General features: G+C 74.6%; 14 protein-coding genes and 2 pseudogenes. 7 read left to right on the top strand and 9 right to left on the bottom strand.

The genetic code is table 11. The annotated features are described in order from the left end of the window. On the bottom strand, window positions 1-764 hold a 764-nt coding region (locus KCH_RS29925), incomplete at its 3' end, for an MHYT domain-containing protein (protein WP_063750202.1). A gap of 329 nt (window positions 765-1,093) precedes the next feature. On the opposite strand from KCH_RS29925, the gene KCH_RS38030 reads away from it, so the two are divergent. After that, window positions 1,094-1,927, top strand: a complete 834-nt coding sequence (locus tag KCH_RS38030; RefSeq protein WP_051653602.1) for an LppU/SCO3897 family protein — start codon at window positions 1,094-1,096, stop codon at window positions 1,925-1,927. 56 nt (window positions 1,928-1,983) lie between these two features. On the opposite strand, the gene KCH_RS29915 is transcribed toward KCH_RS38030, so the two are convergent. Beyond that, window positions 1,984-3,357 (bottom strand): cytochrome P450, encoded by a 1,374-nt coding sequence (locus KCH_RS29915; protein WP_035868092.1) that lies wholly within the window; start codon window positions 3,355-3,357, stop codon window positions 1,984-1,986. Window positions 3,358-3,629: 272 nt separating this feature from the next. On the opposite strand from KCH_RS29915, the pseudogene modA reads away from it, so the two are divergent. The 6 genes and pseudogenes from modA to KCH_RS29885 form a co-directional block, all read left to right on the top strand. Continuing rightward, window positions 3,630-4,352, top strand: a pseudogene (gene modA / locus KCH_RS29910) (molybdate ABC transporter substrate-binding protein); the annotation flags it as partial. Beyond that, window positions 4,246-5,256: an ABC transporter permease gene (locus KCH_RS45220; protein WP_244305485.1), complete on the top strand. Its 1,011-nt coding sequence runs from the start codon at window positions 4,246-4,248 to the stop codon at window positions 5,254-5,256. The pseudogene modA and the gene KCH_RS45220, both read left to right, overlap by 107 nt. Next, a complete protein-coding gene (locus KCH_RS45215) occupies window positions 5,238-6,308 on the top strand; it encodes an ABC transporter ATP-binding protein (protein WP_035874436.1) in 1,071 nt (356 codons plus the stop codon). The genes KCH_RS45220 and KCH_RS45215 overlap by 19 nt, the downstream gene beginning before the upstream one ends. 15 nt (window positions 6,309-6,323) lie before the next feature. Beyond that, window positions 6,324-6,809 carry an SMI1/KNR4 family protein gene (locus KCH_RS29895; protein ID WP_035868087.1) on the top strand — a complete coding sequence of 162 codons (486 nt, stop codon included), beginning with the start codon at window positions 6,324-6,326 and terminating at the stop codon, window positions 6,807-6,809. 43 nt (window positions 6,810-6,852) lie between these two features. Beyond that, window positions 6,853-7,730: pseudogene (locus KCH_RS29890) on the top strand (glycosyltransferase family 2 protein). Window positions 7,731-8,092: 362 nt separating this feature from the next. After that, window positions 8,093-9,007 carry a DMT family transporter gene (locus KCH_RS29885; protein ID WP_035868085.1) on the top strand — a complete coding sequence of 305 codons (915 nt, stop codon included), beginning with the start codon at window positions 8,093-8,095 and terminating at the stop codon, window positions 9,005-9,007. A gap of 75 nt (window positions 9,008-9,082) precedes the next feature. Here the strand turns inward: KCH_RS29885 and KCH_RS29880 are convergent, their stop codons facing one another. The 7 genes from KCH_RS29880 to KCH_RS29850 form a co-directional block, all read right to left on the bottom strand. Next, complete coding sequence (locus KCH_RS29880) at window positions 9,083-9,904, bottom strand: Sden_1164 family protein (protein WP_035868083.1); 822 nt, start codon at window positions 9,902-9,904, stop codon at window positions 9,083-9,085. A 52-nt stretch (window positions 9,905-9,956) separates the two neighbouring features. Then, window positions 9,957-11,642, bottom strand: a complete 1,686-nt coding sequence (locus KCH_RS29875) for an Sden_1168 family B12-binding radical SAM P-methyltransferase (protein WP_035868081.1) — start codon at window positions 11,640-11,642, stop codon at window positions 9,957-9,959. After that, complete coding sequence (locus tag KCH_RS29870; protein WP_244305484.1) at window positions 11,639-12,790, bottom strand: pyridoxal-phosphate-dependent aminotransferase family protein; 1,152 nt, start codon at window positions 12,788-12,790, stop codon at window positions 11,639-11,641. The genes KCH_RS29875 and KCH_RS29870 overlap by 4 nt, the downstream gene beginning before the upstream one ends. Next, window positions 12,787-13,917 (bottom strand): phosphonopyruvate decarboxylase, encoded by a 1,131-nt coding sequence (aepY, locus tag KCH_RS29865; protein WP_244305483.1) that lies wholly within the window; start codon window positions 13,915-13,917, stop codon window positions 12,787-12,789. Before aepY ends, KCH_RS29870 begins: the two co-directional genes overlap by 4 nt. A 225-nt stretch (window positions 13,918-14,142) precedes the next feature. Continuing rightward, entirely contained in the window at window positions 14,143-14,343 is a 201-nt protein-coding gene (locus tag KCH_RS38025) for a hypothetical protein (protein WP_157032252.1), read from the bottom strand. A 474-nt stretch (window positions 14,344-14,817) separates the two neighbouring features. Beyond that, entirely contained in the window at window positions 14,818-16,023 is a 1,206-nt protein-coding gene (locus tag KCH_RS29860; protein ID WP_051653600.1) for a hypothetical protein, read from the bottom strand. A 719-nt stretch (window positions 16,024-16,742) separates the two neighbouring features. Beyond that, a complete protein-coding gene (locus KCH_RS29850) occupies window positions 16,743-18,320 on the bottom strand; it encodes a nucleotidyltransferase family protein (RefSeq protein WP_035868075.1) in 1,578 nt (525 codons plus the stop codon). Window positions 18,321-18,765 lie beyond the last annotated feature (445 nt).

The following is an 18,765-nucleotide window of genomic DNA, read 5'->3' as shown; positions in this document are numbered from 1 at the left end:
TCCTCGACGGCGAGTTCGCCGGCTTCGCGGTAGGCGGCGCGTTCCTGGGCGGTCGGGGAGAGGGCGACGAACGCGGCGGTGAGGAACAGGAAGGAGCCGAGTCCGACGGCCAGCGGGAAGACGAACTGCATGGGGGTGGCGCCGCCGAGGCCGGCGCGGGCGGGCTGCATGTGGACGTGCACGGCGGCCATGCCGGTGTAGTGCATGCAGCTGACGGCGATGCCCATGACGAGGGCGGCGGCCGCGGCGGCGTACATGTTGCGGATGGTGACGGCGGCCCAGAGCGCGGCGGTGGCGGCGGCCACGGCGATCAGCACGGACAGGGCCACGGTGCCGGCCTGGTAGCGGAGTTCGCCGTGGAGGCGGACGGCGGCCATGCCGAGGTAGTGCATGGCGGCGACGCCGACGCCGGTGGTGAGGCCGCCGAGCAGTAGGCTGCGGCCGCGGTGGTGGCCGTGGCCGACCAGGAACACACCGAGGCCGACCACGGCGACCGCGACCAGCAGGCTGAGCACCGTCAGCGGGACGTCGTACCGGAGTTCGGTGCCGTCCACGGTGAAGCCGAACATGGCGACGAAGTGCATGGTCCAGATCCCGGAGCCGATCGCGGCGGCGGAGGTGAGCAGCCAGTTGCGCCGGGAGGCGCCGGTGGCGGACAGCGCGCGCAGCGTGCAGCGCAGGCCGAGGGCCGCGCCGGCGCAGGCCATCGCGTAGGACAGGACTGGGGTGAGCCAGCCGAAGGTGAAGTGGTCCATCGATCCCATGGGGTGCCTCCCGCGAGTGCCCGGCGGCGCTCGCCCGTGCTCGTGTGATCAGGGCCCGGTGGTTCCAGGGCTCTTGTGATCCAGGGACGCTGGACGCTACCCAGAGCTGACGAATGGTCACCAGAAGATGTGAAAAGCACCACGCGTCATGGGCGCGGTGTGCTCGAATGGGCCCGCGTCCTGTGCCCGCCGCACGCCCCACCCCGCGCGCTGCGTGCGCCCTTTCACGACCGCGCCCCCCTCACGGTACGAAAAACCGACTGCACGGTGTCGTCCGCGGCCGATACCCTCCGCCTGCTTCGCCACCGCATCAGCCGCAGAGGACCCGCATGCCCTTCGACGCCTCGTCCGCCCCGACCGCCGCCCTCGCCCCGCAGGACCGCGGGGAACCCGAGTACGGCACCGACCGGAGCGCGGTCCACCCGCCCGAGGGGTACTCCGGCCCGTTCTGCCGCTTCTGCGGCTCGGCCCCGGCGGCGAACGCCACCGTCCGCGGCCACCAGGGCTTCCTGGTGCTGATGCGCTTCCTCAAGCTGCGCGGCCCGTTCTGCCGCGACTGCGGCACGGCCGCGGTGCGCACCATGACCGCGCGCAGCATGTGGCAGGGCTGGTGGGGCGTCGCCTCGATGCTGATCAACCCGTTCACCATGCTGAGCAACCTCCGGGCCTGGACGGTGCTGCGCCGCCTGCCCGCGCCGCTGCCGGGCGCGCCGGGCACCCCGATGCCGACCGGCCGGCCGCTGTGGCGGCGCGTGGAGGTGCTCGGCCTGCTGCTGCCGGTGCTGGTGGTCGGCGCGCTGGTCCGCACCGCCGGCGAGGAGCCGGACTACCCGGCCGTCCGCTACACCCCGGACCGGGTGGGCATCAGCAGCGCGCCCTCGCGCTCCGCCATCGGCAAGGACCCGGCGCAGGCGAAGGCCGGGGACTGCGCGCACAACTTCGGCAACACCTCGCGGGCGCTGGTCTTCGTGGTCGACTGCGGCGGCAAGTACGCCGACCTCAAGGTGGTCGGCCGCTCCTCCTCCACCGACCCGGGCGCCTGCGACGCCTTCCCCGACAGCGAGAGCCGGCTCGTCCACGAGGAGGGCCCGACGCCCTACACGCTCTGCCTGGTGGCGCTCCCCAAGCCCTCGCCCACCGCCACGCCGTCCCTGATCGCCTGACCGCCCGTCCCCGGACCGCCCGCCCGAGCGTCCGGGGCGGGCGGTCCGGCGGCGGGTCAGCCGGCCTGACGGCGGGTCAGCTTCAGCCGGACCGGGCCGCGGACCTCCAGGGTGATGCCCTGGCCGAGCGGCACCTCGGTGTCGACGGCGGTGATCTCGAACTCGCGCAGCAGGACGGCGAGGGCGAGCACCGACTCCAGCATCGAGAAGTGCTGGCCGATGCAGGCCCGCGGCCCGCCCCCGAACGGGAACCAGGCGTAGCGGTGCCGGCCGGCCTCGCGTTCGGGGGTGAACCGCTCGGGATCGAAGCGCTCGGGATCGTCCCAGTGACCGGGGTGACGGTGCGTCACGTACGGGGCGATCAGGACGTCCGCCCCGGCCGGGATCCCGACGCCGCCGACCACGGTGGCCGCGACGGCCCGCCGGCCGACCGCGGGCGCGGCCGGGAACAGCCGCATCGCCTCCTTCAGCACCCGGGTGAGGTAGGGGAGTTGCGGGTAGTCGGCGGCGGTGGGGCGGCGGCCGTCGGCGAGCAGCGCGGCGGCCTCCTGATGGGCGAGCCGCTGGTGCTCGGGGTGCTTGCCGAGCAGGTGCAGGGCGAAGGTCAGCGAGGTGGCGGTGGTCTCGTGGCCGGCCAGCAGGAAGATCAGCACCTGTTCGCGCAGTTCGGTGGCGTCGAGTCCGTTGCCGTCCTCGTCGCGGGCCTTGGCGAGCAGCCCGAGCAGGTCCTCGCCCTCGCGATCCTCCGTGACGCCCTCCGCCGCGCGCCGGGCGATGATGGCGTCGCACACCGCGTAGAGGGAGCGTTCGGCCTCAAGTGCCTTGCGGTGGCCGGGCAGCGGCCACTCGCGCGGCAGCCGGACGGGCGCGAAGCCGCGGCTGCGGACGAACGCGCCGAGGACCGGGAAGGCCTCGTGGACGGTGTCGACGGCCTGCTCGACGTCCTGGCCGAACAGGATCCGGGAGACGGTGCGCAGCGCGAACCGGGACATCTCGTCGGCGGCGTCCACCACGCCGTCGGGGGCGGCGGCCCAGCGGGCGGCCAGGGCGGCGGTCTCGATGCCGATGGCGTCGGCGTACTGGTCGACCCGGCGGCGGGTGAACAGCGGCTGGACCAGGCGGCGCTGGCGCACGTAGTCCTCGTCCTGGGAGGTCAGCAGGCCGTTGCCGAAGCTGGCCCGCACCTCGCCGTAGAAGACGTTGTCCTTGCGGAAGTTGGCCGACTCGGTGGCCAGCACCTGCTGGACGCCCTCGGGCGAGGCGACCAGGTAGAGCTCGCCGCGCAGCCCGGGCGGGCCGATCAGGAAGCGCACCACGTCGCCGTGGTCGTGGCGGGCGGCGAGGTAGGTGCCGAGCGGGTCGCGCCTGAGGTCGAGCAGCGAACCGAGCAGCGGCCGTCCGGGCGGGCCGGGCACGCGGGTGGCGGTCATGTGGTGTTCCCCTCCGTCGGCGGGCCGGCCCCTGGGCGGCAGGGGCCTGCTGACACACCGTCAGTATCTCTCCGCACGGCGTGACGGGGCAGGGAAAGCGGACGTTGGCCGGTTCCTCCGTTTGAGGCTGGCACATGCGGCAGTTAAGCCGGGCTTAAGGTCGCTGGTGCGAGGGCAGGGGTACCTTGCACCCCGCAGCTGCGACAGTATGATCAGCTGACTGGCTCCCGAAATCCCTTCGCTCCGCCCACCACGACCAGGGGAATCCATCCATGCGCAGCGCCAGAAGCCTCCTCGCCGCCACCGCCGTGCTCGCCCTCGCGGCCGGCCTGTCCGCGTGCAGCGGCTCCGGCTCCACCTCGAACAGCAACGCCGCGCCGAACGCCCCCAAGGTCGACGGCACGGTGACGGTGTTCGCGGCGGCCTCGCTCAAGGAGTCCTTCACCGCGCTCGGCAAGCGCTTCGAGGCCGCCTACCCGGGCACCAAGGTGACCTTCAACTTCGGCGGCTCCTCGGCGCTGGCGCAGAGCATCGTGGCCGGCGCGCCGGTGGACGTGTTCGCCGCCGCCAGCCCGGCCACCATGAAGACCGTCACGGACGCCAAGCTGACCGGCGGCGACCCGGCGGTGTTCGTCCGCAACACGCTGGAGATCGCGGTCGCCAAGGGCAACCCGAAGCACATCGCCGGCCTGAAGGACCTCGGCGGCGTGAAGACCGCGCTGTGCGCCAAGGAGGTGCCGTGCGGCGCGGCCGCGGTCACCGCGCTCAAGGCCGCCGGCGTCGAACTCACCCCCGCCACCTACGAGCAGGACGTCAAGGGCGCCCTCACCAAGGTCGAACTCGGCGAGGTCGACGCCTCGCTGGTGTACCGCACCGATGTGAAGGCCGATGCTGCGAAGATCGACGGCGTGGACTTCCCCGAGGCCGCGCAGGCCGTCAACGACTACCCGATCGCCACCCTCGCCAAGGCGCCGAACGCCAACGGCGCCGCGGCCTTCCTCGGCTACGTCAACTCCGCGGACGCCCGCCGGGTGCTCACCGAGGCCGGCTTCCGGACCCCGTGAGCACCGCCCGGACCACCACCGCACCACACCCCCGGGCCGGCGGCGGCCCCGGGGGGCCACCCGCGTCCCCGCCGCGCTGCTGCTGCCCGCCCTGCTCGGACTGGCCTTCCTCGTCCTGCCGCTGCTCGGCCTGCTGATCCGCGCCCCGTGGAGCGCGCTGCCCGAACTGCTCACCGGCGCCGAGGTCTGGCAGGCGCTGCGGCTGTCGCTGATCTCCGCCACCGCCGCCACCGGCGTCTCGCTGCTGCTCGGCGTGCCGCTCGCCTGGCTGCTGGCCCGCACCGACTTCCCCGGCCGCCGCCTGCTGCGCGCCCTGGTCACCCTGCCGCTGGTGCTGCCGCCGGTGGTCGGCGGCGTCGCCCTGCTGCTGGTGCTCGGCCGCAACGGCATCGTCGGCCGCTGGCTGGACTCCGCGACCGGCCTCACCCTGCCGTTCACCACCGCCGGCGTGGTCGTCGCCGAGGCGTTCGTCGCCATGCCGTTCCTGGTGATCAGCGTGGAGGGCGCGCTGCGCGCCGCCGACCCGCGCTACGAGGAGGCCGCCGCGACGCTCGGCGCCTCCCGCCTCACCGCGTTCCGCCGGGTCACCCTGCCGCTGGTCGCGCCCGGCATCGGCGCCGGCGCGGTGCTCGCCTGGGCGCGCGCCCTGGGCGAGTTCGGCGCGACCATCACCTTCGCCGGGAACTTCCCCGGCCGCACCCAGACCATGCCGCTCGCCGTCTACCTCGCCATGGAGTCCGACCCCGAGGCGGCGATCGCGCTCAGCCTGATCCTGCTCACCGTCTCCGTCGCGGTCCTCGCCGGACTGCGCGAACGCTGGATGTCCGCCCCGTGACCGCACTGGACGCCCGACTGCGCGTCGACCTCGGCCCGTTCACCCTCGACGCGGCCCTCACCGCGCAGCCCGGCGAGGTGCTCGCCCTGCTCGGACCGAACGGCGCCGGCAAGTCCACCGCCCTGCGCGCCCTGGCCGGCCTGCTCCCCCTGACGGACGGTCACATCCGGCTGGACGGCGCCCCGCTGGACTCCCCCGCCGACGGCGTCCTCCGCCCCGCCGAGCAGCGCCCGATCGGCGTCGTCTTCCAGGACTACCTGCTCTTCCCGCACCTGTCCGCGCTCGACAACGTGGCGTTCGGCCTGCGCTGCAAGGGACTCCGGCGCGCCGCCGCCCGCGCCGAGGCGCTGCCCTGGCTGGAGCGGATGGGCCTCGCCGAGCACGCCGGACGCCGCCCCGGCAAGCTCTCCGGCGGCCAGGCCCAGCGCGTCGCGCTGGCCCGCGCCCTCGCCGTCCGCCCCCGCCTGCTGCTGCTGGACGAGCCGCTGGCCGCCCTCGACGCCCGCACCCGGCTCGACGTCCGCGCCGAACTCCGCCGCCACCTCGCCGAGTTCGAGGCCGTCGCGGTACTCGTCACGCACGACCCGCTGGACGCGATGGTGCTCGCCGACCGGCTCGTGGTCATCGAGGCCGGCCGGGTCGTGCAGACCGGCCGCCCCGCCGAGGTCGCCCGCCGGCCGCGCACCGACTACATCGCCCGGCTGGTCGGCCTCAACCTGTACCAGGGCACCGCCGACGGCCGCCGGGTCACCCTCCCCGAGGGCCAGGTCCTGGCCACCGACGAGGAGTTGACGGGCCCGGCGTTCGTCGCCTTCCCGCCCGACGCGGTCACCCTGCACCGGCACCGGCCCGAGACCAGCGCCCGCAACCTGTTCCCCTGCACCGTCGCCGGGCTCGACCTGCACGGCGACCGCTTCCGCGTCGACCTCGCCGGCCCGCTCCCGCTCGCCGCCGACCTCACCCCCACCGCCGCCGCCGAACTCGACCTCACCCCCGGCACCCGCGTCTGGGCCGCCGTCAAGGCCACCCAGACGCACGCCTACCCGGCCTGACATCCTGGCCCCACCATGGACTTCACCCACCTCTGGGACCGGACCCGGCCCGCCGCGCACGCCCCGCTCACCGATGCCTGCGTCACCGGGGCGGAGCGCCTGCTCGGCGTCACCCTGCCCGCCGAACTCCTCGCCCTGCTGCGGCACCGCAACGGCGGCGCCCTCGCCGACGCGTTCACGGCCTTCCCGACCGACCGGCCCACCTCCTGGAGCGCCGACCACGTCCCCGTCGACGAACTGTTCGGCATCGGCCGGAGCGAGGGCTCCCTCTCGCTCCTCGACACCCCCTACCTGGTCGACGAGTGGGACCTCCCCTCCCCCGTCGTCCTGCTGACCGGCGACGGCCACTGGTGGATCGCCCTCGACTACCGCGCCTGCGGCCCGACCGGCGACCCCTCCGTCACCTGGCTCGACGCCGAGGACGGCACCAACTTCACCCTCGCCCCCGACCTCCGCACCTTCCTCGAACGCCTCACCGCAGCAAGCGCGTTCGACGGCTAGCATCGGGGGCCGAACCCGCTTCCCCCGCACGGGAGTCCAGCTGATGAACGCACCACGGATCGGCGTCGTGATCGTCACCATGGGCGACCGCCCGCACGAACTCGCCGCCCTGCTGGACTCGGTGGACCGTCAGGACCGCCCCGCGCAGCGGGTGGTGCTGGTCGGCAGCGCCTGCCCGCTCACCGACGTCGACCGGCCCGGCCTGACGAAGCTCCCGCTCACCGAGAACCCCGGCTGCCCCGGCGCGCGCAACGTCGGCCTGCGGGCCCTGCTGGACGCCGGCGACGTCGACGTGGTGGTCGAACTGGACGACGACGGGCTGCTGATCGCCGACGACGTGTTCCGCCGGGTCGCCGAACGGTACGCCGCGGACCCGCAGTTGGGCGTCCTCGCGTTCCGGATCGCGGACGAGCACGGCGAGACGCAGCGCCGCCACGTCCCCCGGCTGCGGGCGTCGGACCCGATGCGGGCCGGGCAGGTCACCGCCTTCCTCGGCGGCGGGCACGCCCTCTCTGCGCCGATGCTGCGCCGGACCGGACTGTGGGCGGGCGAGTTCCGCTTCGGCCACGAGGAGACCGACCTCGCCTGGCGGGCCGTCGACGACGGCTGGACCATCCACTACGACCCGGCCCTGGTCCTCCAGCACCCGAAGACCTCCCCCGCCCGGCACGCCGTCTACCACCGCTACACCGCCCGCAACCGGGTCTGGCTCGCCAAGCGCCGCCTCCCCGCTCCGCTCGTCCCGCTCTACCTCACCACCTGGCTGCTGATCACCCTCGCCCGCACCCGCTCCCTCCCCGGCCTCACCTCCTGGCTGGCCGGCTTCGCCGAGGCCTGCGCACCTCCTGCCCGCCCCGCCGCCCCATGCGCTGGCACACCGCCTGGCGCCTCACCCGCCTCGGCCGCCCGCCCCTGATCTGACCCCGCCCCCTGCCCGCCGGCCCGCACATCCGCCTCCCAGGCCCGGCCAGGCCCCCGGATGCCGCTCGACCGCCGACCCCGCCGGCAGCCGCCGCCCCGCTCCTGCCTCCTCCCGACCACGAACTCGCCCTCGCCCCACTACCGTTGCCGGCCGGCACGTGTCGCTGCCGGCCGGGGTCCGGGAGGGCCTAGAGTGGCGGGCATGCATCGTGGTGTGCTGCCGCCTCCCGTCGTCTGAGCGGGCGGCCGGCCGGTTCCCGAACCCGTCCACGGGGCTGCCGTTCGACGGCAGGCGCCCCGGGGCGATGGTCGCTGCCCGTCTCCGTGGCCATTGACCATGACGGCTTTCCGGGAGTCCACCCGTGTTCTCACTGCACACCGCCCTGCCCGCACGGCGGGGCCTGCTGTACGTCGCACTCGCCGCCACCGCCTGGGGCACAGCCGGGGCGGCGGCCGCGCTGCTGTTCCGGCAGAGCGGGCTGGGGCCGCTCGCCCTGACGTTCTGGCGCTCGCTCGGCGGCGCCGCGATCCTGCTGGCGCTGCGGCTCTTCCGCGGCGGCGGCGCCGGGCGCGCCAAGCCCTCCCCGACCCGGATGCTGCTGAACGGGCTGGGGCTGACGCTCTTTCAGGCCGCGTACTTCCTCGCGGTGCGGCACACGGGGCTGGCCGTGGCCACCGTCGTCACGCTCGGCTCGGCGCCGGTGATGGTGGCGGTCGGCGGTCGGCTGCTGATGGGCGAACGGCTGGGCCGCGCCGGGCTGTCGGCGATCGCGGGGGCGCTGGCGGGCCTCGCGGTGCTGGTCCTCGGCGGCGGCCCGGACACCGGCGTCCGACCGCTCGGCCTGGCCTGGGCGCTGGCCTCGGCGGCCGGCTACGCGGCGATCACCGTCGCCACCCGCCACTGGGCCCGCACGGGCGTCGCGGACGACCCGGCGACCACCACCCTGTGCTCGTTCGCGGTCTGCGCGCTCTGCCTGGCTCCGTTCGCCTGCGCCGAGGGCCTCTTCCCGACCGCGCACGCCCTCCCGTCCACGCTGCTGCTGCTCGCCTACCTGGCAACGGTCCCGACCGCCCTCGCCTACGCGCTGTACTTCGCGGGTGCGGCGGTGATCCGCGCCGCGACGGCCTCCGTGGTGGCCCTGATCGAGCCGCTCAGCGCGACGGCCATCGCCGCCGCCGTCCTCGACGAGCCGCTCACCCCGTCGGCCCTGCTCGGCACGGCGCTGCTGCTGCTGTCGGTCACGGCCCTGGCCCGCACCGAGCTGCGCGGCTCCTGACGGGGCGTCAACGACCGGACGGCGGGGCAGGTCGGCGACCGGGCCCCCGCCGTCGGGCCGTCCCCGGGCGGTCGCTCAGCGCAGGACCGCGGCCGGCTCGTCGCGCTCCCGGATGGCCGGGTACAGCTCCTGCTGGATGTGGGCGAGGTCCTCCGGGAAGTCGCACTCGGAGAACAGCAGGTTCCCGTCGATCCGCGCGACCGGCAGCCTGCCCAGGGTGAACAGGTACTGCCAGACCTCTTCGTGCTCGGACCGGCGTCCGCCGTAGCCGTACGGGCGGACCTGCGGCGGGTCGCCGACGATCCACTGGACGACCTCGGCGGCCAGCCGCACCTCGGGGCCGTCCAGCACGATCAACCCGAGGCTCTCCCCGAGCAGTTCGAGGCCGGCCGTGAGGGAGCTGCTGAGCCCCTTGCCGATCAGCACGGGCTCGTCCTCCGCCCGGCCGTAGACGCGCACCTCCTCGCCGTCGCCGCTCACCCGGTCGATGGTGAGCAGCGCCGACCGGCCGAGACCGGCGGCCCGGTCGAGGACCGCGCGCTCGTAGACGACGTCGGCGTCGGTGACCAGGACCCGCACGCCCGCCGGGAAGCGCCGCAGGACCGCCGCCAGCCCGGCCGCCATGCTGACGCTCGAACCCGTGGGCTCCGCGGCCGTCGGCACGGTGACGAGCTCGACGTCCTCGGCGGCGAACCGCTCGAAGGTCCGGCGCTGCTCCGAGTTGACCACCAGGACGACGCGCCGGACGCCGTGCGCCCGGTACAGCTCCAGGTTGCGGCTGAGGAACGAGGGCCCGTCCGCGTCGCCGGGGCGCAGCGGGAGCAGGGACTTGGGTCCGGACGGTCCGCCCATGCGGCGGTTCAGGCCGGCGGCCAGGACAACTACGCACTCGATCATGATCGTTCGCCTTCGACGGCCGGAGTGGACGGGGAGCTGGCGGGGCGCGCCGTCACTGGTCCCCCGGCGGCCGGGCGCCGGCCTCGATGATGGTCGAGGTGATCGCGGACGCCGCGCCGACGCAGATCCGCGCCATCCGCTCCTTGTGCTCCCGGTACTTGCGTTCCCACGCCTCGGGGTCCCGCTGGTAGATGCTGTGGTTGTAGCGCGTGAGGAAGCCCTCGACGAGTTCTTCCAGCCGCTCGCCGTCGATCGAGGTGAGGCGCAGCGTGGAGCGGGCCGTGTCGATGTGCAGGGCGCCCTCGTAGGTGATGGTGCCGTTGCTCACGGCGCGCTCGAACAGCTCGGAGCCGGGGATCGCCTGGGCGATGAACACGTTGATGGAGTGGAACGGGAGCTGTTCGACGTAGGCGAAGCCGTCCTCGATCTGCGCCTCGGTCTCGCCCGGCATGCCGACGACGAGCGTGCCGTGCATGAGGACGTCGCGTTCGTCCAGGTACGCCATCAGGTCCGGGATCCTGGTCAGGTCGACCGGCTTGCGGTGCTGCTCCTTGAGCGTCTCCGCGCTGCCGCTGTCGAGCGACAGGGTGATCTGGTAGAGGCCGGACCGCACCATCCGGTCGACCAGGTCGTGGCTGAGCGTGTTGACCATGATCCCGTTGGGGGTGCACCAGGGGAGGCCGAACTCGGTCATCCGGTCGAACAGGTCGGCGGCCCGCTTCCGGTCGAACGTGAGGTTGTCGTCGGCGAACTGGACCTCGTCCGCGCCGTAGACCTCCTTGTAGTGCCGGATCTCGGCGATGACGTTCTCCACCGAGCGGGCGTAGTACTTCTTGGAGAAGTTGGTACTGGCGCAGAAGGTGCAGCCGATCGGGCAGCCGCGCGAGGTGTACAGCTGCATCACGCGCTTCCCGCGCGGGTAGGGCGAGAACGGCACGTTGTGCTCGAAGTACCGCTCCATCGGCACCTTGTGGTAGGCCGGGAACGGCAGCGAGTCGAGGTCCTCGACGCGGGCGAACTGCGGGTTTGCGAAGACCTCGCCGTCGAGCCAGCCGGCCAGGCCGTCGGCGTGGCGGTCGATCTCGCCGTTCGCCAGGTTGCGGAGGAAGTCGCCGAGCCGGATCTCCCCCTCGCCGCGCAGCACGAAGTCGATGGACGGGACGCCGTCGACGACGGCGTCCTGCAGGAACTTCTTCGCGTAGATGCTCGCGTGCAGGCCGCCGGCGATGACCGTCGTCGAGGGCCGGACCTCCTTGACGATGCGGGCGAACCGGTAGAGGTTCTGCAGGTCCGAGGAGTAGATCATGGTGAAGCCGATGACCTCGAAGTCGTTCTCGGCCACGTACGCGCGGAAGCGCTCCTCGGACATGCCGAGGTTCCACACCCCGGGGGCGACCGGCGTCTCCTCGTCGATGCCCTCGACGATGCAGTCGAGGATGGAGATGTCGATCCCCTCCTGCTCCAGGGCCCCGGCGATGTAGCACAGCCCGAGGGGCGGCACGACGCGCTTGACCGCGCCCTCGTAGACGCACATCGGGGGCAGCACGAGCAGGGTGCGGGGGATCCGTCCGAGGGGCTCGCGGACGCCGACCAGCTGCGGGCCGGGCCGTTCCTTCCTGACCCGGGCGGTCTCGTCCTTCTCCGCCAGGTACAGCCGGAGGTCGCTCTCCAGCGGCAGGTGGTCGTCGAGCTTGATCTGGCGGACGCGCAGGGATTCGGGGTCCGTCGGGGTGGTCACGGGTTCTCCTTACGGTCGGCGGCGGAGGCGCCCGGCACGGGCGGACGGACCTGTCCGAGGAAGGCTCCGAGGGCGGCGGTGAAGTCGTCCACGTCCGCGGTGGTCATGCAGCCCATGGTCGAGAGCCGGAAGTAGTTCTTCGCGAGGTGCTCCTGGCCCGCGTAGATGACGAATCCCGCGGCGCGCAGCGCGTCGTGCATCTCCCGGTAGGGGACGCCGTCGGGCAGCCGGACCGCGGTCAGGCTGTTGGCGCGGTGCCCGGCCGGCAGCAGCAGGTCGAGCCCGAGCCGTTCGAGGCCGGCCCGCAGGCGTTCGGCCAGCGCGAGGTAGCGCCGGCCGCGCGCCTCCACTCCCTCGGCGAGCAGCAGTTCCAGCGCGGTGTCCAGCGCGTAGAACGCGGGGATGCCGGGGGTGAACGCGGGCGCCGTGTTGACCTGCTGGGCGAGGAAGTTGCGGTGCAGGTCCAGGTAGTAGCTCCGGGTCGGGGCCTGGCCGAGGGCTTCGAAGGCGGTGCGGCGGCCGCACACGAAGCTCAGGCCGGGCATGCCCTCGATGTTCTTGTTGGCGGATCCGGCCACCCAGTCGAGCCCGCTGTCGGCCAGGTCCAGCGGGTCCGCTCCGACGCTGCTGACGGCGTCCACGATCACGGCGCGCCCGTGCCGGTGCACCAGTCCGGCGACGGCGTGGACGTCGTTGCGCATGCCCGTGCTGGTCTCGTGGTGGACGACGGTGACGTGGGTGATCGAGCTGTCGGCGGCCAGTGCGGCGTCGAGCGCGGCGAGGTCCAGCGGGTTCCCCCACCCGAGCTCCAGGCGTCGGGTGGCGATCCCGTGCGCGGCCGCGATGTCGTGCATGCGCTGCCCGTAGTGGCCGTTGTCGAGGGCGAGGACCGTGCCGTTCCGCGGTGGCGCCGAGACGACGGCGGCCTCCACGGCGGCGGTGCCGGAGCCGGTCAGCACGACCGCGGACCAGTCCCGGTCGCCGCCGCACACCTGCACCAGCCGGGAGCGGACCCGGGTGAGCAGGGCCGCGAACTCGGGCTCGCGGTGGCACATGTCCGGTCCGGCCAGCGCCGCGCGGACCCGCTCGTCGGCGTTCACCGGCCCCGGGTTCATCAGCACGAGCCGGTCCCGTTCCCGCGCGCTCACGCGGCCCCCACCTCCGCCATGAAGCGGGCCCTGGCCTCGGGCGGCGTGAGGCTCGGCCGGCCCAGCGCGGGATCCGATCCGGGGCGGATGCGGACCCGGACGAAGTGCGGCCCGGGCTGCGAGTCGATCCGCGCCACCGCCCGGCGCAGCGGTTCCGCGCCGCGGACGTCGCTGCGGCTGCGGTAGCCGCAGGCCGCGGCGATCGCGCCGAAGTCGATCCCGGCGGAGGCGGTCGGCTGCCCGCCGGTGGACTCGTACGCCTCGTTGTCGAGCACGACGTGCACGAGGTTGCCGGGCGCGCGGTGCCCGATGGTCGCCATGGCCTCCAGCCGCATCAGGGCCGCGCCGTCGCCGTCGAGGACGACGACCTTGCGACGGGGTGCGCCGAGCGCCACTCCGAGGCCGATGCTCGACGCGCAGCCCATCGAGCCGACGACGTAGAGGTTGCCGGACCGGTCCCAGTCGTTCTCCAGCTCGCGGGCGGTCTTGCCGGTGGTGGCGACGAGCAGGGCGTCGGGGCCGGCCTCGGCGACGATGTGCGCGATGGCCTCGGCGCGGAGCATCAGGCCGGCCGCCGGGGCCGGGGCCGCCGCGGCGGGCCGGCTCGGGCGCAGCGCTCCCTTCGGCACGACGAAGGCGAACGGCAGGCCCTCCTCGTCCATGTGCCGGCGGGCCCGTTCCAGCGCGGGCGCCAGCTCGGCGGGGTCGCTCGGGAAGATCTCGTGCCGGACGCCCATGGCGGTGAGCAGGTCCCGGGTGAGGGCGCCCATCAGCCGGTGCTGGGGTTCGTCCGGGTGGCCGGGCTCGCCGCGCCAGGTCACCAGCAGCAGGACCGGGATCCGCAGGGTGTGGCAGAGCGAGGTGAGCGGGTTGACGGCGTTGCCCAGGCCCGAGTTCTGCATGATGACGACCGGCCGCCGGCCGGCGAGGTGGGCGCCGGAGGCGACGGCGACGGCTTCCCCTTCGTTCGCCGCGGCCAGGTACTCCTCGGGGTGGTCGGCCTGGAGCACGCTGATCATCGGCCCGAGGAAGGAACAGGGGACGCCGAAGTAGGGGCCGAGTCCCGCGGTCCGGAACGCATCGACGACGGCTGCCGGGTCCAGTCCGCCGCCCTGCTCGCCGCTCACCGCCGCGCTCCGAGCGCGCGCGGGGCGGCGGCCCGGCGGCGGGCCGCGTCCGGGGGTGTCGACATCGGATCTGCATGCATGAGCGGTGCCCTCGCTGAGTGGGGAGTCGGGCGGCCTTCGGACGGTGTTCGGCGAAGTCGCGCCGTCGGGTGGGGAGGAGTCGTCGCGCGGGGCCGGGCCGGCGTGGCGCGGCCGGGCGGGACGGGGGCGCGGCCGGCGGGCCGGTCACAGCGCGGCCAGGACGGCGCGGTCCAGCTGTTCGCGGTACCGGGCGTTCAGTCCGGACGCGAGGCCGCCGTCCAGGTGCGGTGTGACGAAGTGGGTGCGCGCCGCGCGCCGCAGCGCTTCCACGGCGTCGGCGGAGGTCGCCGGGTTCGTGGCGGGGCGGGTGGAGGCGGGGACGGTTCGGACCGCGTCCGGCGGCATCGGCGCGCCGTCGGCCCAGCGTTCGGTGTCCGCCAGCCGCCGGAGGAGGTCGGCCGCCGTGCGGGGCCCAGGTCCGGCACGCCGGCCGGCCCGGCGAGTTCCGCCCACGCGACGGCCCGCGTCCGGTACGCCGTCCGGGCGGGCCCGCCGGGGCCGGTCGCGGCGTGGACGACGGACAGCAGGCTGCGGGCCGTGAGGGACTCGCAGCCGAGTGCGGTGAGCCGCACCTGTCCCTCCTCCGGCTCCACCGGGCGGGCGGCGTCGACCAGCGGCGCCATCCGCAGCGGGACGACCTGTCCGTGCCGCGCGGTGTCCGCGTCGGCGCCGCACCACGGGCAGCGCGCCACCTGGACGAACAGCACGGGCCGGGGCCGGTTCATCCGGCCGCCCGGCGGCGGACGCAGCAGGTGGCTCGCCGCCTCCCGGCGCGCCATCACGAGGACGGTGTCCAGGGCGGCCGGGGGGAGTTCGTGCTCAGGCATCCTGCGCCTCGCCTTCGTCGTCGGGGCCCGGTCCGCGTCCGCCGGCCGCGGCGCCGCGTGCAACGGCGGCGAGGGCGAGCTCGGTGAGGGCCCGTCGTGCGCGCTCGTCCGCGGCGGCCGCGTCCTCGGCGTTCAGACCGCAGGCGATCCAGGATTCGACCGCCCGGCGCACCAGCCGGTCCCGGTCCGCGCGGGGGAGGCGGGCCTCCGGCGGGCCCTCGACGGTCGCCGCGTCGGCCCCCAGCAGGTAAGCAGCCGCCCAGAGGTCCGCCGCGGTCCGGGCGGGGACGGCGGACAGCGCCGCGGTCCGGGCCGCGCTCCCGGGTGCGGACAGTTCCTCGGCGAGTGCCGCGAGGACGGCGTCCGGGGGGACCCCGACGGCGGCGGACCAGTCGGTCCACTCCCAGCCGAAGCTGCTCTCGACGGGCTCGCCGCGGCCCGCGCGCACGAACCGCAGCAGGCACCGGGAGTCGTAGAACTCGACGGCGAACTCGCGGTCCCAGCCGGCCGCCGCGCGCCGGAGCAGGTCCTTCGGGAGCGGCACCGCCCACTGCTCGGGGGACGGGTCGGCCCCGCCGCCGGCGAAGGCGACCCCGCAGCGGATCCCGTGCTCGGCGTTGCCGGCGATGCTCGGCTGGTTCGCGTGCTCCACGAGGTGCGGGACGGTGGCGAGCACGGTGATGCCGCGGTCCCGGCAGAAGCCGGTGACCAGCTCGTCGTCGTCGCGGAGGTCGTCCGGGTGGGTGCGCAGGTACTGCGCCAGCGCGCGGGCGTCGGCGGCGGGGAGGACGAGTCCGAGGGTGGGCGTGTACTCGTGGGGGGAGAGCGGGGCCCAGGGCGACCCGGCGGCGGCCGCCCGCCGCACCAGGTAGGAGTTCTGCGGGCTGTTCCGGTTCACGTACAGCGCGATCCCGTCCTGCGGGCGCGCCCGGACCGCCCGTTCGAGGTGGGCGGTGAAGCCTTCGGCGAGCAGGACGTCGTCCTGCAGGACGAGGTGGTGGGTGGCGGTGTCGGGCACGGCGGCCCAGGCGGCCTTCGCCGTCCGCAGCGGGCTGGGAGGGCCGGCCGGGTCGGGGTCGGCGACGAGCTGCGGGACCGCCGGCGCGCAGGACTCCACCAGCCGCGGGAGGTTCGCGACCCGGCTCGGGTGGTACATGACGGCCACGCTGAGCTCGATCCGCTCCGGCGCGCCCGTCACCGCCCGGCCCCTCGCGGAGCGCGGACCCGGCCGCGGCGACGGCGAGTTCGCCGACGGCGGCCACGACCCGGTCCAGCGGCGCGCCGGCGTCGACCTCGGTCCAGCCGAACCGCGCCGACCAGCCGTCCAGGACCTCGCGGACCTTCCGCTGGTGGCGCAGGAAGCTGTCGCGGGAGCAGCTGTCGTCCATGCCGCACTCGTAGGGGACGAGGTCGCCGTCGCACTTGCGCTGCCAGGCCTGTTCCGGGTCGAGCCGCAGGTGCAGCACGGCGTCGGCGCGCGGGAGCGCCGCCACGACGGCCTCCGTCCAGGCGGCGTCGAGGCCGTAGACGATCTCGCAGGCGGCGTGCTTCATCCAGTAGCCGTCGAGCAGCGTCACCGCGCCGGGGGCGGCCGCGGTGCGGCGGCCCATCAGCGCGTGGCCGATCGACCACATCAGGAACAGGAACCTGGCCGGGTTCTCCATCTCGGCCACGCACGCCCTGGCGTCGGGCACGTCGGGGCGCAGCAGGCGCGCCGACGGGTACTGCGGGTTGTCGACGATGTCCCAGCGGTCGATCCGGTCGACCGGGTGTCCCTGGGCCGAGAGCCTCTCGGCGACCAGGCGCGAAACGGTCGATTTGCCGACTCCGTCGGTGCCGACCACGGTGACGAGCACGTTGTCCTCCCCTTGCCCCGCGGCCGCCGGTCCGGCGGCCGTTCGGTGGTCGTCGTGGGTCCTAGGAATGCTCCAGCCGGAGCGGCAGGACCAGGCCGGCCGCGGTCCGCCCCCAGCCGAGGTACTGCTGGCGGACGGCGAACAGCAGCGGCAGCCGCCGGCCGTCCGGGGTGCGGGAGGCCGCGAGTGCGGCCCAGGGCAGTTCCAGCGTCAGTTCGTCCTGCTGGGCGGTGCGTTCCACGCCGACGGTCGCCGTCCCGGCTGCGGTCCGCGAGGTCGAGTAGTCGTCGAGCCTGAGTCCGTCCTCGGCCGGCGCGTGGAACACCTCGTAGCGGTTGTCGCCGAAGTAGAGCGCGACGCCGGTGAACCGGTCGTCGGGGACGGTCGGGACGTCCACCCGCACGCGCAGCGCCGTTCCGGTGTCCGTGAAGGTCGCGGTGACGGCGAACTCCGTGCCGTGCTCGGTGCGGTGGGCGAACCTGCCGCCGGTGTCGGGGGCGGCGGTGGCAGCCGTCACCACGGCCGGCGCGCCGGGAGCGACCGGCACGGCAGCCGGGTCGAGCGCGCCGAGCGTGGCGTCGGGGTGGCGGTCCCTGACCACCAGCTCCCAGGGGTGCCAGCCGAGGTCCACGAGGAAGCCCTCGACGCCGTCCCACCAGAGGTCGACGGGGAAGAGGGGGTCCGGCGTCGGCGGGAGCACGCCGTCGAACGGGTCGAGGCCGAGCACGTCCGCGGCGAGGGCCCGCACGAAGCCGATCACGTCGTGGGCGCGGTGCCGGTCGACCAGCCGGACGAACCGCTCCGGGCGGAAGGCGGGCAGCGCGCACAGGTCGACGACGGTGGCCACCTCGTCGAGCCGGACCGTGCCCGCGGGCAGCGGCAGCATGGTCCGCAGGTAATCGCCGTACAGGTGCGCCGCGTAGACGATGACGGCGAGTTCCGGGGCCAGCACGCCCGGGATCCCGTCGGCGAGGTTCTCCAGCAGGTCCGCGTGGGTCAGGCGGTGCTCCCCGATGCACGCCTCGTGGCGCCAGGCCCCGGGGTTCCGGCCGGGCGAGGCGGCGCCGGTCCGCACGGACGGGGGCAGGACCGGGACCGGGAAGTAGGAGTGCACCTCGATCAGGCCGAGCTCGGGGTGCAGGAGCCCGGCGTACTCGTCGAGGACGGCCGCGTCCGCGGTCCGCTCCAGGTCCAGGGCGGCGGCGGCCGTGCGGACGGCGCGTTCCGGGGCGGCCGCGACGATGTCCAGGTCGCCGCTGAAGCGGACGCTGTCGGGATCGCCGGTGTGGGCGTACAGCGTGCTGCCCTTGAGCATGACGAGCCGCTCCTCGGGGCACGCGGCGGCGAGTTCCGCGAAGAGTTCCCGCTGGCGCCGCACCCGTTCCCGGGTGGCGTCGAGCCGTTCGCGTACCCGGCGGACGGCGGCGTCCGGCACGGCCGGGGCGCCGGGTTCGCCGAGCCGGCGCAGGAAGCGGGCGTCCAGCCGGTGGGCGTGGAGCGCGGCGACGAGGGCCTCGGGCTCGACCGGCCCGGATTCGCTGCCGTGCGGCCACGGAGCGCCGGCTGCCCACGCGAGCGTCCGGCGCAGTGCTTCGACGGGCCCGGATTGCGCGGCATCGTGCGATCGGCTGGCGCCCAATTCGTCGACTCCCCCAGTCTTTTCCAGTGGCCGGAACGGACGTCCGCGTCCCGACTCCCGACGGGACCGGACACGGGGTCCGGCGCTCGACTTGAGGAGAGATGGAAGCATGCGGGCGAGTTCCGTGCCAACCCCTGTTCCGAATCTTGAGATACCTCCCCGGCCGATTCCGCGACCAATACCGAAATGGGCGGCAAAAGGCCGGACCGTCGATCGAACCAGGCGAACCGGGCATCTTCCGCAAAAATCCGGCCCCGGTGGGCGCATCGGCCGGCGGGATTCGGGACGGCGTGGTCCACCGGCGCCGGGAGCCTTTTCCGGTGGTGCGGCCTGATCCGCGTTCCGGCAGCGTGCCGGCCGCTTCGGCGCCGGCCTCGGGCGGTCGCGAGCAGGCGTCCGCAGAATCTGATGGTCCGTCAACTGCACAGTCTGCGTTGGGCCGGTC

The sequence above is a fragment of the Kitasatospora cheerisanensis KCTC 2395 genome (genome assembly GCF_000696185.1).
Classification (GTDB): domain Bacteria; phylum Actinomycetota; class Actinomycetes; order Streptomycetales; family Streptomycetaceae; genus Kitasatospora; species Kitasatospora cheerisanensis.
This window is presented reverse-complemented; position numbering and strand designations above follow the sequence as displayed.